Below are 15098 nucleotides of genomic sequence, written 5' to 3' on the forward strand. Positions count from 1 at the left end.
TAAAAGGCATTTGCGCATAAAAATTTCGGAACATTTCGGGGCTTACTACTTTATAAAAATCTTTACCACCAGCATTTGTGGGCATTTCAAAAGCATGATTACCCTTTGCTGGTATTTGAATATATCGAGCATGTGAGAACACGGGGTTAGGATTATGCTGTGCTTCCTTGTTGTCACGGTAATCAAAAATAGTTTTAATACCTAACATTTCAAATCGCTCTTTATCTGCTGATGTCATTTTACCAAGTGCTGCAGATCGGTAGAATAAACCCTTCTTTACAATACGTCCATCCCTTGTCTTATATCCCCCCATATCTCGGAAATTATAGACTGCCTCAAACGGAATAACCTGTGTATCTAACTGTTCCATTCACTACCCTCCCTAAATTATTAAGCATTCTTACCTTTATTCTATAGAACAAATTAAATTAATTCCAATTTTCACGCTAGGTAATAACTAACCATATAAAAATGGCTAGCCGTTAGATCAGCTAGCCTTGAATTGTTATTTAAATAACTCTGGATACACAGCTTTAGCTACTAATTCTACTGCTTCTCCAATACGTGGACCAGGACGATTAGAGATATCAGTATCAAGAGACTGTACAGCTTTATCTTGAATAGCTTTCACAGTATTCCAACCATCACGTGTCAAAATTTCCCCTATAGGATCTTCTGTATAGTTTACTGTTGTTAATATAACCTCTGGATTTTTCGCAATAACCTCTTCCTCAGACACTTGCGCCCAATTGTCTAAATCAGCAAAGACATTCTTAACATTGGCTGCATTTAATATTTCTTGCTGGAAAGTTCCAGCGCCTGCCGTATAAATATCTGGCTTAGGACTAATCTCTAAATAAACATTTTTCGGTGCTTTTACTTCTTTCACCTTTGTTTGTACTTCAGTAATTTTCGCTTTAATCTGTTCGTTTAATTCATTTCCTTTATCTTCAACACCCATTACAGCAGCTAGTTGTTCAATATCCCCATAAACATCATCAAATGATGTGGCAGATTCAATAACAAATACTTTCAGTCCCGCATCTTCTAATGGTTTCAATGCATCCTTAGAGCCAATTGTGTAAGCAATGACCACATCTGGCTTTAAGGCTATAATGCGTTCACTATCGAAATTCTGAGAATCAGATACTCGTTCGATTTTTTGTGCTGCTTCTGGATATGTGTCATACTCTGTTGCTCCTACGATTTTCTCACCAACACCTAGTGCAAATAAAATCTCCGTATTACTTGGTTGTAAAGAAACAATAGTTTTTGGTACTTCTTTAAATTCTACTTCTACACCACGATCATCTGTTACTTTGTAGGTTGTTTGTTCAGTTTGTTGCGTATCCTGTGAAGCCTCTTTATTTTTTGTATCTTCTGAGGTACCACAACCTGCTAAAACTAATATTAGTACTAGCACTGATAGCCATTGGAAATTAAATACTTTCTTCATTCTTACTCTCCCTTTTCTTTTTCATTGGATAGGATTTACTAATAAACGGTATTTCAGCTATACCTGCTTGGTGATTCATATAGACTGCCATGACAAAGCATACATTTGCTAACAAGCCTAAGTAGTCGAAAAGGATAGCTGGTACCTCTCGTTCCTCTGAAACCTTATGTAATGTACGATATGATTTTTTGGCTTCACTGCGGCAAAGATGTAAAGCAGCAGCAGCCTCTGTGCCCTGAGGTAAAACAAAACTTTGTCTTCCTTCACATGACGAACATAAAAGTCATAGCGTTCGCTTAACCAAGAAAGATCTTCTTCTGTTACTGCTAGCTTTCCTCGGACTGAACCATTGACATGGTAAGCCATAGGTAATATAAGCAGCAAATCATCTACGACAACTTGTACATCCTCCTTTTTTACTGCAGCTAATGCAACCCCTAGATGTGTTGTGAGACTATCTGTTCGAATCTCATAATCAACCGTTGAAGCCTTCTCACGCATAAACGGATAACAAGAATAACGTGCATCCTTTTTCACTTGATGTACCCCCTTCCCATTTTGATAAATTCTTACATGAACGATAGCATAAAAAAACGCCGCTCCTTTAAGCAAAGGAACGACGAAAATAACATAATGATTGCCAATTACTATGACATTACCTATGTAATTTGCCGTATATCCTCCTAGCTTCCGAAGAGTTGTTATACGTTCAAATAAAGGTCGGTCTCCTGGCTTGTACAATTCATTAATGAATTTTAATGAGCTATAAAGAACCTTCCCATCTCCTTGGAGACAGTGGTATATCTTTATAATGGCTGTACTTACAGTTGCGGAAACAGCTTCGGTTTTTCACCGAATTCCCGATTATGCTAGTTAGCACCTTTATTCTGCAAGAATATTTCATTTGTAAAGCAGTTTACCATATATTAATAGGAAAAAACAGTTGTACTCCAAATAGAAACTTTACATCTGTACAAAAAAACACCATCTCGCTACTTTGAACGGATGGCTGCCTTATATTTCTTTTTGTGTTTAACTTCGTGCTCTTCATCAATTAAGCGATGTGCAATAGCTATTAATTTAGAGTCATTCGTTTGATCATAAAGCTTTTTAAAAGAAATAATAATATCATAGCGAATAAGAGAGGGATGCTTTTCATCCAAACATGTTTGAAATCTCTTAGCTAGATACGAGACAACTAAGTCTCTTTGTACTTGACCTGCTAATCCAATTTTCCAAATAGCTTGTAACGCGTTCCTCGCCGTGGCAAATCGCTCATCATACGTCACAGCCCAAATTTTCAAAAAATCCTCCAATACCCTTTCTTCTGGATCACTTTTTGCGGCTAAGGCACATAAAATTTGTGCAGCACGTGCACGAGCATGTCCATCTTTGTATGTAAGTGCTTGTACAAGCTGTTCCCATACTGCATATGTCCAATCTACGGGCTCCTGCATAATTTTCATTAGTTCCTCGTAAGATTCATATTGAATATCGTGGTCACGCTCTGTTAGATTACTAAAAAGTTGCAAAATCTCTTTTTCCATAATTTATCCCTACCTTTATTGATTCAGAACGTAATAAAATTTGATTTATGGTACACTTAACTTAATTTTTTCGCAAAGAAGGTGAGTTTATGAATAAATTTAATGCTAGGAAATTGATTTTTCGAGTAATTGTGATTCTATCCTTACTTGTAGCTGCCTATTTTATTATCCCTGTGTCCATGCCTTTACTATTTGCAGGTATAAGTGCATTTTTCTTAGAACCAATCGTCATGTTCTTTAAAAGGCGATGGAAGATGTCACGGAAAATAGCAGTTGCTTTTATATACATAGTGAGTGTTATGGTTATATCTATTATTTGCTATCTGTCCATTACACAAATCATGTCGCAAATAATTTTACTATCTAAGCAAGCTCCCTATTATATTTCCAAGCTATCAGATATGTGGCTCCATATGCAAGAAAATATCTCTAAATATACAGAAGACTTTCCACCAGAAGTAAGTGCTTCACTTCAAAAAACCACAATGGATTTCATAAAAAAAGTTGAAGAATTCTTTTTAAGCTTCTTTAATTATAGCAAAGTTTCAGCCTTCTTTTCAGAAATTCCAAGCCTATTTATCAGTCTTCTCGTTTATATGATTGCTCTATTCCTATTTATGCTTGATTTGCCTAAATTAAAGCAAATCACTTATAAATATTTAAAGCCCAACACTGCAAAGAAAATAAAGATTATCCTTAATCGTCTAAAGGATGCAACTTTCGGTTATATGAAGGCACACTTATTTGTAAGCTTTATTATTGGAGGCGTCACACTTATTGGACTTCTATTAATCCAACCCAAATATGCCATAACAATGACGATTATTATTTGGTTAATAGATATTGTCCCTTTCCTAGGCTCTATCATTATTTTAGCTCCATGGGGACTTTATCATTTACTGATGGGTAACACAGCTATTGCTGTAAAATTATTCATCTTAGCTGCTATTTTACTTATTATTCGTCGAGTAGTCGAGCCTAAATTAATGGGAGACCATATCGGTTTATCTACATTGCCAACATTAATCGCCATGTTCATTGGTCTTCAGTTATTTGGTATTATCGGTTTACTTGTCGGTCCCTTTGTTATAATTTTCTTTATTGCATTGAAAGAGACAGGTGTCATTAAGTTAAACTTTAAAATTTAAAAATTTTTAAGCTAAATAAAAAAGGTCATCTTTGTATTTTTTCTCTACAAAGATGACCTTTTTCTCATGTCAATCGTCTATTAGTTAAAGAGGCTTGCTTATTGAATACGACCGAAGCCTACTAAATATTGATTCCACCAATCAAGTGATTCAATTACGACACCGTTGTTTTGAGCATCGATCATTGTGTTGTTACCTAAGTAAATACCTACGTGCGCTACCCCAGACCCGTAGCTGAAGAATACTAAGTCACCAACTCGTGCTTCACTTGCTGAAATACGCTGTGTTGCTAAATATTGTTGTGATGCTGTACGAGGTAAAGAAACACCTGCTTGTTTGTAAGACCATTGTACAAGACCTGAGCAGTCAAAGCCTGTTGATGGGTTGCTACCACCCCAAACATAAGGACGACCTAGGAATTGCTTAGCAGTTGAAATAGCATCTCCTGATGATGCTGTACCAGCTCCAGAGCCAACAATAATTTTTTGTGGTTGACCACCACCAGTATTTTGAGTTGCTTGTACTACTGGCGTTGCTGCTTGAAGAGCACGTAAACGAGCTGCTTCTTCTTCAGCTGCTTTACGCTCCGCTTCTAAACGTTCTTCTTCTTGTTTCGTTGCAATTTGAGCTTTTAATGCAAGTGATTTCGCTTCGTTTTCAGCCTTTTTCACTTCCATTTCGCTTTCCTTTTGTTGAAGCTCTTGGAATTGTTTTTGAAGCTCTTTTTGCTTTTCATCTAATGTAGCTTTTTGTTGCACTAAGCTTGCTTTATCTGCTTCCTGTTGATCCACTAATTCTTGGTCAGCATCCATTAATGTTTTAACCGCTACGACACGGTCCATTAAATCTGCAAAGCTTTTTGCTTCAAGAACGACATTTAAATAAACGCCTACAGTGTTATCTTGTGCTTGATATGCAGCCATACGCTCACTTAAGATTTTAGAGCGTTGTTCAATACGTTTTTGTGTTTCAACAATACTAGCATCTACTTCTTTAATTTCAGCTTGTACTTGTTTAAATACTTTAACTTTTGCGTCGATCTCTTGTTGTAGCTTTGTTAATTCTTGCTCTAATTTCTTCACTTGTTTATCTATTTCAGCCTTTTTCTCGATCATTTGTTGAGAAGTTTCTTCGGCATGTACTTCAGTTGGTTGAATTGTATTAAATAATAAGCCGCCTGCTAGTGCCAATGCTAGCACCATCGACTTACGCCATTTATTGCGCTTTCCCACGTTACCTTCATTTCCCTTCATCTATCAATTTCGCTCTCGATATCCTATGTAATCACTTGAACGATTTCTATTTTAATTAATTGTTCTTATATTTATATTAGCCTTTTAAAGTTTAGCATTTCCGGCATAACTTTTATACTATTTCTCATCTATTTAATACATTAGTAAAACTCGAAATATTTCTGTAACATTAGATATAATGCGTATTTATTCTACAAATAACCAATTTAATCTACATAGCGATAAAAATAGCTTATTCGACATTAGACCTACGCATCGTTCTGTAATGTTTTTGTAATATTTCTCTACAATTTTTCAAAAAAAAGATAGGGAAAAGATTCCCTATCTACTGTTTCATTGATCTTAGAGCTTGTATCGATAATCTTACTAATAAAATGGCACATAAAAATAAACCTAAATAGGCGGCAGTATTTAAGTAAACCGCATAAGAATCATGAATAAATTGGGAGATAGCTAAAAGCGCCACGGATATAATGCCAAAGGTGATCCCTACTAAAAGCAGCACAAAGCGAGAAAACAAATGTGTAATAAAACGAGCATTATGTTCATCTGAAAAAACATCATGATGTAAAATAATCTTCCCGCTTTCAACGCGTTGAATTAGCTGATCTACTCTTCTTGGCATTTTACGTAAAGTAGGTATAAGCATGGACAGTTCTTCCTGAAGTCGCTCTTTAGTAGCCATTGGTTCTTTAAATGGCTTTAAGAAAGAGGCACGCATATATGTAGCAGAAAAATCCTTTGCCTCGGTAAAAATATCAAAACGGGAATCAATTACTCGTAAAGTGCCATCCAGTGTCACTAAGGAACGAAGAGCCAACCCTACTGCAGGATAGAACGCTAAACCAAAGTCCCTTACTACTGTAAATAATGCATGAATTAATTCTTCAGTCGGTATACGATCAACATAGGAGATTTTTAGTAAAATTTGATCAATTGCTTGCTCCATCCTTGCACGGTCTGCGTGATCAGCATTTTCCACTAATAATGTTAAGCCATCATATAAAACGCTTGAATCATTAAGCTGAATGCCCATCAAGAATAGCTTCAAACCCTCCTGCTGTGTAGCGCCTAATCGCCCAACTGCACCAAAATCAAGCAGAACTGGTGTGCCATCTGTTTCATCGATGTGGATATTTCCTGGATGCGGGTCTGCATGGAAAATTCCAGAGAATAACATTTGTTCAAAAAATGAATATAATACTATTCTTGCGAATTGCCTACGATCGATAGACAACCGTTTGAATTCAGCTGCCCCATCTGCTACGCTTTGCCCTCGAATATATTCCATCACAATGACATTCTCATTACTGTAGGCTGTGTATATTTTAGGTATTCGAACTTTATAGTCACTTTTCGCTAGAGCATTTTTGACCTGTAAAGTATTACGGACCTCAATATCTAAATGAATCTCCTCACGTAATCCATCCGCAAATCCACCAGCTAGCTCCCGAAAGCCTAATGACTCTGCCCAAGTTGATTTTGTTGAAAGCCAGTTGGCAAACTCCTCTAAAATTTCAAGATCATCACGCATGATTCCTTTTACTTCTGGACGCAAAAGCTTAACTACAACATCTTCATAATTTTTAAGTCGCGCCTTATGCACCTGACCAATAGAGGCAGCCGCAATGGGTTCCATTTGAAAATGGCTAAATATTTCATTCATTGGTTGTGGAAGTGAGCCTTCTAAAATTTGTGTAACTTGCTCCTCTGGTAAAGGCTTCACACGGTGCTGAAGTCTTTCTAGCTCATCTATAAAAATGGGCGAAAATAATTCCTTCCTCGTTGACAGTACTTGTCCAAATTTAATGAAAATCCCACCACATTGCTCTAATGTTGCTCTTAAGGCAATGGCAAGCTCTTTTTCATTTTCACGTTGCCTAGCATATTTAATCGTTTGCACAACACCGTTTGTGACAGCAATTTTTAGTACTTGCCTTAAACGTTTCTGTTGTCGCCAATAGCTACGCAGTCGAAATAACATGGATTTTTGGCCGTTTCGCCGGTCTCCTGTTGCTATACCACTTGGATCAAACAGTTCAAAAACTAAATAGAGTAACATAGAAATGAGTAGCATACTCCCAATCCAAATGAGCGTACTGACTTCTGTCACCGTTTGCATCATCGTTTCTGATAAAAAATCCGTATGGCGCAAATAAGAATACCAGTAAACAAAAGAGGTTAATGTCACACTAATAACAACCGATAGCACTCTACGAACAAAATTGATATTGGAGCCAATTAATCGTCCACTAACAATGTAAATCAAACCAGATACTATGATAATTTGGATCAAAAACTTCAAAAAAATCAACAGTGTCACCTCCTGCACCATTTCCATCTCTTACTACCGCTAGTATAGCAAATTTATGTACTAACTTTCTTTTACAAGGATCATAACTAATATTTTGTTATCTAAAATTGCCCATGAGCCGCTTAACTTAACAAATAGGAAAGGGACGCTGTCAGCCAGCATCCCTTCATTCATTAGTTAGTAGAAAGCACTTTTTCCCAATCAATTGTGCCATTTTTAATTTGTTCTCGTTTTTCTTTATTCATAATGTCATTTGGGCGCCCGCCTTTTGGCCAGTCTTTATCGTGGTTTGCCCATTCTGGTCGATCCTGCGATAAAATAAAAGCGGCTAAATCAGCAGCATCCTGATCTGTTAAAGTACCTGCTGCTCCGACTGGCATATTGTTTTGAATATAACCAGCCATTTTTGATATCCGCGCCATCCCTGCTCCATCATTGAAGGAATTATCTCCCCATAATGCAGGACCTGTATTTGCACCCGTACCAGAACCATCAGCAGCATGACAAGCTATACAGGACTGTCCATAAAGCTCCTCACCATTTGCAACATCTGGAATCGGAACATTCTTCATATCACTTGTACCAGCCCATTCACGTTTTGCTCCTATTGGTACACCTTCAGAAATATAAGCAAAATACGCTACCATGGCCTCCAATTCATCACTATTCATTTCAAATTTTTTACCATTCATACTACGAACCATACAGCCATTAATACGCTCTTCTATCGTCACAACATCACCAGAGCGTCCAATATATTGTGGATAATTTGCCATGACCCCTACTAACGACGATGCTTGCTCATCATAGCCTGCTCCTGCATGACAGCTTGTGCAAGATAATTGATTCCCCACATATTCATCTGCTGCAACATGTGTGTTATTCACTAGCTCATAGCCGTATAATATCGCCTCTTTCATAGGTCCATCCGGCACCTCTTCAATACTTGGTGGAGCATAGACCAACGACTGAGCAGCTGCTGTTGTTGGTATTTGTGTCTGCACTGTCTTTTCATCCTTGCCAGCATTTGACTCTACTGAAATTTTGTCGCTGACAATTGTTCCAACAAAGATTGAGCCTGCTAACAGTACTGTCCCTGCTACTCCTGCTACTATAGGTTTCATCTATAATACCCCCCTTTGTATCTTCCTTTTCATTTTAGCAACATAGCAATTATTTGGATGTGATTTTTCTCACACATACCTAAAACAGAACCATTAAGATGATAAAAATGGTTAAAATATACATTTGTTATTGTCCTACAACAAAGAAAACAAGACTTAATACCTCTTGCAGTATATAGCCATATCTGAATAAAAAAGTGTCGAGCACATCATGTACTCGACACTCATCTAGCCTTTTACAATTTACATACTCCATCGGCACATACAGACTCACCATTTCCCATTATCTTTATTATTGGTTGGATACCCGCTTTTTCCGCCGCTTGATGTAAAGTTTTTACAAAAACCTCATTTGGTTCAGCGCCTTTAATACCATATCTATTTTCAAACACAAAGAATGGTACACTTTGTACCCCCAGTTGTTGGGCATCATAGCGATCCTGTTCTAATGCTTCACTAAAGTCAGCCGATGTTATGATTTTCTTCGCTTCTTCCACATTTAAATTTAATTTCGCAATAACTTTTAATAAAAAATCGTCATCATTTACATCTTTACCCTCTTTAAAATAACCAGCCATTAATGCTTCTGTATAAGCCGTCGCTTTACCAAATTGCTGTGTCCACTTCGCTAAACGATGTGCTTTTTCAGTATGGGAAGTGGACATCTTAGCAAATTCATAATCCAAACCAACCTCCATTGCTCTCATACCTATGCCCTTGACCATTTCTTTTACTTCTTCTAGCGTGATATCATATTTTTTAGCCATCGCCTCGTAAAAGGTTGGTGCATTCACTTTTGGTATATCTGGGTCTAATTGAAATGCTTTATATTCAATTTCCACTAGTCCTGTATAGCCTGCAATATCAATTGCCCGTTCTAGTTCTCGCTTGCCAATATAACAAAACGGACATGTGAAATCAGAAAAGACTTCAATTTTCAAAGCTATCCCCCCTTATAAAATGTCCATCCAAATTTTTATCGCTGTTGCTAATATAAGAACCGCTAAAATAACTTGTAGGAATTTCGTATTTAACTTCCCCCCTACTTTCGCACCAAGTGGAGCCGATATTAGACTAGATACAATTAAGATGAGCGCTGGAAGATATTCAACTTGTCCTGTCATTAATTTTCCAACGGTACCTCCTATTGAGGAAATAAAAGTAATAGCAAGGCTTGACGCAATGGTCATACGTGTTGGGATTGCTAAGACAACAAGCATTATTGGCACTAATAAAAAGCCACCAGCTGCCCCCACAATCCCTGAACCGATACCAACAATAAATGCTAATATGACTGCAAGTGGTTTATTAAAAGTAATCTCCTGCATCGATTTATCATCAATTTGCTTTTTCGGGATGAACATCATCACAGCTGCAATCAACGCAAGGATACCATAGACAATGTTAATACCGGACTCTGATAAAAATTTTGAACCAAAGCTCCCTACAAAGCTTCCTGTTAATATGGAGCTCCCCATATAGATTATAAGTGATTTATTTAAATATCCCCCTTTGCGATATACCCAAACTCCAGCAAGCGCAGCAAAAAGCACTTGAATCGCACTAATCCCTGACACCTCATGTGCAGAAAAGGCCGCAAAACCTAATAATGGCGGGATATATAGTAGCATCGGGAAATTAATGATAGCACCACCAATCCCCAACATCCCCGATACAAATGAACCAAGAAAACCAATAAGTAAAATGGTTAAGATCCATGCAATATCCATTTGTTTTTCCTTCTTTCTGACTGCAATCAATAAAGAGAAAGGAGGGTTGTTCTACTGTAATAGACAACCCTCAATCCGCTCTATGCTTTCTGAATTAAAAATGTAATGACGCCAGCCTCTTCGGAGTGGTCTAAAATGATATGACCCCCAGCTTTTGCCCAAGCAGGAATATCCGCTAAAGCTCCTTTATCTGTCACCTGAACTTCTAAAACTTCCCCTGCCTTTAAGGTGTCGATTGCTTTTTTTGTCTTCACAATAGGCATTGGACAAGACAGGCCTTTTGCATCTAGTTGTAAATTAGGTTTCATCATAATCTCCTTCGACTCGGCAAAGCTTGTAAGTGATTTTGCCGAGTCTTCTTGTTTTTTATCTTCATGAAGGAAGATCGCCTTCAATCCACGGAATTTACATGCTATAAGCATGCATGCGTACTCATTGCACTTTAGCATGCTCTATCGTACAGCACAGCGATTTGGTCCAATTTCCATTTCTGTTTGTTCATCTGGTGCAGGTGTTATTTTTCCCATATTGACCTGACGAATTTCTTGATAAGCATTCGGCTGTGGAGGCAGTTGATCGGTCACCACATGTCTAAATTCTTCTTCATCTTGTATATTCAAACCATGGTTTTGGGCAAACAAATCTCCTAAGCGTTTTGCCACGGTTCCATCTTCATTCAACTCATCAATAATCATAAAATGCGCTGGTAATACAATAAGTTCATCAGACAATTCGCGATAACGCTTGTAAAGCGTAACACGTAAATCTCCAACCCAATCATCAGCAAGTCCCGCTAAATCAGGACGTCCGATTGAATCAATAAATAAAATATCTCCTGTTAACAGATATTTGTTATCGACCACAAATGAAGTAGAACCAATTGTATGACCTGGAGAATAGATAGCTCCTACATCTATTTTAGATGCTCCGATTTGAACAGTTGTTCCATCAACTAATGGTGTATATTGAAAGACAACCTCTTCCGCATCTTTTGGTGGTAAATAGTAAGCTGCACCAGTTGCTTCTGCTATATGGCGACCACCTGAAATATGGTCTGCATGTAAATGTGTATCAAAAACATGTTTAATTTTAACGTTCTGTTGTTCTGCAAAGCTTGTGAATATATTCGTAAAACGAACAGCATCAATGATAGCAGCTTCTCCTTCAGATATGATCATATAAGAAAGACAGCCCTTTCCTAAACGGACAAACTGATAAAGCTCGCCACCACCTGTTAAATCGCCAACTTTAATCGGCTCTAGGTATTCACTCCAAGATTTCATACCTCCTGCTAAATAAGCAACATCTCGACCTGCTTCAGCTAGCATTTCCGCGATCATCAATGATGACCCCTCTTTTGCACAAACTACTAATACTTCTTTATCTGATGGGATTTCCGGTAAAATCTCCTCAATTCCATCTAACAGTTCAAAATACGGAATATTTAAGTACTCAAAGCGGCGACCATCAATTTTCCAATCTTCAAATGCATCCGCATTACGAACATCTAAAATAAACAATTCTTCATTGTTAATAACCTTTTTAGCAACTTGTGACGCATTCCACTTCTGAATTGACATACAGTTTACCCCCATAGGTATAATTTTAATGTTTTTTATAGCGGAGAGCTTTCTCCACTCTCCGCCTTGAAGTACAAGTCTTTAGAAAGTTAGAGATGGCGCTGCATCTTTCGCAAATTCAAGGAATGTTACAGCTCCGCCAACCTCAATACCATCAATAAAATCTTCCGTCGATAAACCCATTACATCCATAGTCATTTGACAAGCAATAAATTTCACACCTAATTCCTGTGCCATTTCCACCAATTGAGGAATGGCCGGAACATTTGCTTTTGCAAAACCTTCCGCATAATGCTCTGCCCCAGCAGGCATTGGTAGCGCATGCATACCTTGCTTATGAATAAAATTCAATCCTTCAAATGTGAAGAAGATTGCTACCTCCTTTTCTGAAGCTGCCGCTGCCGTTGCGATATTAAACACCTTATAAGCATCAAATAAACCACCATTACTTGCAATAATTGCTACCTTGTTTGACATAATAAAATTCCTCCAATTTAAATGTTTTTTGTAAGTTCACCCTTCCAGGATGTCATTCCTGGTAAGACATTAAATACCTTTGTAAAACCATGTGAAGCAAGCTTCTGCGCAGCCATATCACTGCGTTTGCCGGTACGACAAATAATATAAATCTCCTGCTCTTTATCAAGCTCTGAAAGACGTGCCTCTAGTTCGCCCATTGGGATAGATTTTGCCCCTTCAATATGGCCAAAAGCGAATTCCGCTTCCTCACGTACATCAAGAATTAATCCTTCACGACTAGTGATTTGTTCTAGATCAATTGTTTGATCAAACGTTATGTCTTCTATTTGATCGTTGGTACATTTACGAATATAATGTTTCAGCACGCCATCCTCTTCTATAGTGCCTATATATTGGTGGCCTACAGTTTCAGCCCATGCCGCAATATCGGCTTTTGACCCTTTATCTGTCGCAGATACTTCTAAAATTTGACCATCCACTAAATCAACCATAGCTTTTTTTGTTTTCACAATCGGCATCGGGCAAGAAAGGCCCTTGGCATCTAGCTGAAAATCCGCCTTCATATTTTCCACAACCTCCATATACCATACCCGGTATTATTTTTAACAAAAAAATATAGATATTATCTATATTTGTACTTTACCCTCCCAAGCTAACATACCACCAGCCATATTCGATGCATCAAAGCCATTATCTTCTAATAACTGGGTAGCACGACCACTACGGGCACCTGAACGACAAACCATAATATACGACTCATTTTTATTTAATTCATGCAGTCGAAATTCCAATAAACCAAGCGGTATATGCATAACATCTGGTATATGTCCAGCTTGTACCTCATCTACCTCTCGAACATCAATAAGGTTCAGCTTTTTCCCCTGATCTATCAAATGTTGTACTTCATTCGCCGTAATTTCCTTCATTCTATCTCCTCCTAGTAAGCACTCATACCACCTCGAACATTGGTAACACGTTCAAAGCCTTGCTTTTTCAATTGTTTACACGCCTGACTACTTCGCATACCACTTTGACAAATAACGATTACTTCTTTATCCTTTGGCAAATTGTCAAAGCTCGATCCAAGTGGCATGTTTTTAAATTGAGAGATATGCCGACCTTTATATTCAGCAGGTGTGCGTACATCGATAAATATCTTATCCTTATCATTCAGCATATTTTTTAATTGCGCTGTCGAGATTGACTGAACGCCCTTTGTTGGTTTCATTCGCCAAATAAAAAATACAGCGATTAACGCAATAATTATCCATATCTCCAAATGATCATTCCTCCTTCTTTATACGTTAAAGGGTATATAAATTTATCGGCTTTTCACAACTAGATCCATTGCCTCTTGGATGGCTAGATTCATTTTTTCTGCATCACCTTCGGCAGTCGATACACAATCCAATAAATTTTCACTTACAATAACACCGATCGTCCGATCAACCGCAGAACGCACGGCAGATAGCTGTGTGATCACATCCTTACAGCTTTGACCTTCTTCCATCATGCGTAAAATACCACGCAATTGACCTTCCATACGTTTCACACGATTTGCAGTGTTTGAGCCATATGCCATTCTGTTATGCCCCCTTCCAAAACGATTGATTGAACTTACTTACGAGATTCATATTATACCCCTATAGGTATATTGTCAACACGAAAGCTTCAACCTTTTTTCTTTAAGGACTGTAATCCGTCGTTTATATGCCTCTTTCTGGTCTCTTCACTTTTTTATTTCTACCCGTCACTATGCCCACAATAAAAAAACCCTGTTATGAGTTTTTTCTCATAACAGGGAATCCTCTTATTATTTAGCTAATTGCATGGCTGGTCCGAAGAACTCATAGTGAATTTTCTCATCCTTCACGCCAATTTCCTGTAAATTTTTAATAACAGCTTCCATGAAGCCTACAGGTCCACATACATAAACATCTGCATTATCAGCTACTTTTTCTGCTAATAATTCTTTAGTGATAAGCTTGTCTTCATCAGAATATAAAGCTGTGTATGAAGCATTTGGCAACGCATTTACTTTCTCCTTAATGTCATCGCTAAATGCCACAACTTTCTCATTACGAGCACATTGGATAAAGTTAACTTTATTTGTTGCATCTTCTTTTAAAGATTGTAGCATACTGTTTAAAGGTGTTACCCCAATACCACCACTCACAAATGTAATTGGTGCAGCAGTTTCTTCTAGAACAAATAAACCAGCTGGAGCACTTACATCTACTAAATCTCCAACTTGTAAGTTATCGTGAATAAAGTTAGAAACTTTACCATTTGGTGTATGATCGCTTTCGCGTTTTACTGAAATACGATAGCCATCTTCTGCACTTGCCTGTGAAAGTGTGTATTGACGATTCATTAAATACTCTTCGCCCGGCACTTTTACACGAATGCTAATGTATTGGCCTGGTTCATAAGTCGGTAATGGTGAACCATCTTCATTTACAAAAT

General features: G+C 37.7%; 17 protein-coding genes, 1 pseudogene and 1 riboswitch. Of the genes and pseudogenes, 1 reads left to right on the forward strand and 17 read right to left on the reverse strand.

Annotated elements, in window-relative coordinates:
* The 4 genes and pseudogenes from RT445_RS05055 to RT445_RS05070 form a co-directional block, all read right to left on the reverse strand.
* The coding region (locus RT445_RS05055) for a tyrosine-protein phosphatase (RefSeq protein ID WP_313469957.1) at nt 1–370 on the reverse strand (370 nt) is incomplete at its 3' end.
* Nucleotides 371–505: 135 nt separating this feature from the next.
* Nucleotides 506–1456 (reverse strand): ABC transporter substrate-binding protein, encoded by a 951-nt coding sequence (locus RT445_RS05060; protein WP_274794768.1) that lies wholly within the window; start codon nt 1454–1456, stop codon nt 506–508.
* Nucleotides 1440–1993: pseudogene (locus RT445_RS05065) on the reverse strand (ATP:cob(I)alamin adenosyltransferase). Before RT445_RS05065 ends, RT445_RS05060 begins: the two are co-directional and overlap by 17 nt.
* Nucleotides 1994–2157: 164 nt before the next feature.
* A riboswitch (cobalamin riboswitch) is annotated at nt 2158–2355 on the reverse strand.
* A 93-nt stretch (nt 2356–2448) separates the two neighbouring features.
* Nucleotides 2449–3003: a hypothetical protein gene (locus tag RT445_RS05070; RefSeq protein WP_274794770.1), complete on the reverse strand. Its 555-nt coding sequence runs from the start codon at nt 3001–3003 to the stop codon at nt 2449–2451.
* 89 nt (nt 3004–3092) lie between these two features.
* Here RT445_RS05070 and ytvI point away from each other — a divergent pair, with 89 nt between their 5' ends.
* A complete protein-coding gene (gene ytvI, locus RT445_RS05075; protein WP_274794771.1) occupies nt 3093–4151 on the forward strand; it encodes a sporulation integral membrane protein YtvI in 1059 nt (352 codons plus the stop codon).
* Between the two features lie 98 nt (nt 4152–4249).
* Here the strand turns inward: ytvI and RT445_RS05080 are convergent, their stop codons facing one another.
* The 13 genes from RT445_RS05080 to RT445_RS05140 form a co-directional block, all read right to left on the reverse strand.
* The gene (locus RT445_RS05080; protein WP_274794772.1) at nt 4250–5404 is read right to left on the reverse strand and encodes a C40 family peptidase; all 1155 of its coding nucleotides are present in this window, start codon (nt 5402–5404) and stop codon (nt 4250–4252) included.
* Between the two features lie 325 nt (nt 5405–5729).
* Nucleotides 5730–7718, reverse strand: coding sequence for an ABC1 kinase family protein (locus RT445_RS05085; protein WP_313469961.1), 1989 nt, complete (start codon nt 7716–7718; stop codon nt 5730–5732).
* 173 nt (nt 7719–7891) lie between these two features.
* Complete coding sequence (locus RT445_RS05090) at nt 7892–8842, reverse strand: c-type cytochrome (protein WP_274794774.1); 951 nt, start codon at nt 8840–8842, stop codon at nt 7892–7894.
* A gap of 236 nt (nt 8843–9078) precedes the next feature.
* Complete coding sequence (locus RT445_RS05095; protein ID WP_312506997.1) at nt 9079–9783, reverse strand: DsbA family oxidoreductase; 705 nt, start codon at nt 9781–9783, stop codon at nt 9079–9081.
* Nucleotides 9784–9795: 12 nt separating this feature from the next.
* A complete protein-coding gene (locus tag RT445_RS05100; protein WP_312506998.1) occupies nt 9796–10572 on the reverse strand; it encodes a sulfite exporter TauE/SafE family protein in 777 nt (258 codons plus the stop codon).
* Between the two features lie 80 nt (nt 10573–10652).
* A complete protein-coding gene (locus tag RT445_RS05105; RefSeq protein ID WP_396631765.1) occupies nt 10653–10880 on the reverse strand; it encodes a sulfurtransferase TusA family protein in 228 nt (75 codons plus the stop codon).
* A 144-nt stretch (nt 10881–11024) separates the two neighbouring features.
* The gene (locus RT445_RS05110) at nt 11025–12152 is read right to left on the reverse strand and encodes an MBL fold metallo-hydrolase (RefSeq protein WP_274794777.1); all 1128 of its coding nucleotides are present in this window, start codon (nt 12150–12152) and stop codon (nt 11025–11027) included.
* Between the two features lie 81 nt (nt 12153–12233).
* Complete coding sequence (locus RT445_RS05115) at nt 12234–12629, reverse strand: DsrE/DsrF/DrsH-like family protein (protein WP_312506999.1); 396 nt, start codon at nt 12627–12629, stop codon at nt 12234–12236.
* Between the two features lie 17 nt (nt 12630–12646).
* A complete protein-coding gene (locus RT445_RS05120) occupies nt 12647–13213 on the reverse strand; it encodes a sulfurtransferase TusA family protein (RefSeq protein WP_274794779.1) in 567 nt (188 codons plus the stop codon).
* Nucleotides 13214–13258: 45 nt separating this feature from the next.
* Nucleotides 13259–13558, reverse strand: a complete 300-nt coding sequence (locus tag RT445_RS05125; protein WP_274794780.1) for a rhodanese-like domain-containing protein — start codon at nt 13556–13558, stop codon at nt 13259–13261.
* An 11-nt stretch (nt 13559–13569) separates the two neighbouring features.
* A complete protein-coding gene (locus RT445_RS05130) occupies nt 13570–13911 on the reverse strand; it encodes a rhodanese-like domain-containing protein (RefSeq protein WP_274794781.1) in 342 nt (113 codons plus the stop codon).
* Nucleotides 13912–13953: 42 nt separating this feature from the next.
* Nucleotides 13954–14214 carry a metal-sensitive transcriptional regulator gene (locus tag RT445_RS05135; RefSeq protein WP_274794782.1) on the reverse strand — a complete coding sequence of 87 codons (261 nt, stop codon included), beginning with the start codon at nt 14212–14214 and terminating at the stop codon, nt 13954–13956.
* A 231-nt stretch (nt 14215–14445) separates the two neighbouring features.
* Nucleotides 14446–15098, reverse strand: a 653-nt coding sequence (locus RT445_RS05140; protein ID WP_313469967.1) for an FAD-binding oxidoreductase, incomplete at its 5' end; no start/stop codon positions are given.

It is taken from the genome of Lysinibacillus sp., from assembly GCF_032093475.1.
GTDB lineage: Bacteria > Bacillota > Bacilli > Bacillales_A > Planococcaceae > Lysinibacillus > Lysinibacillus irui.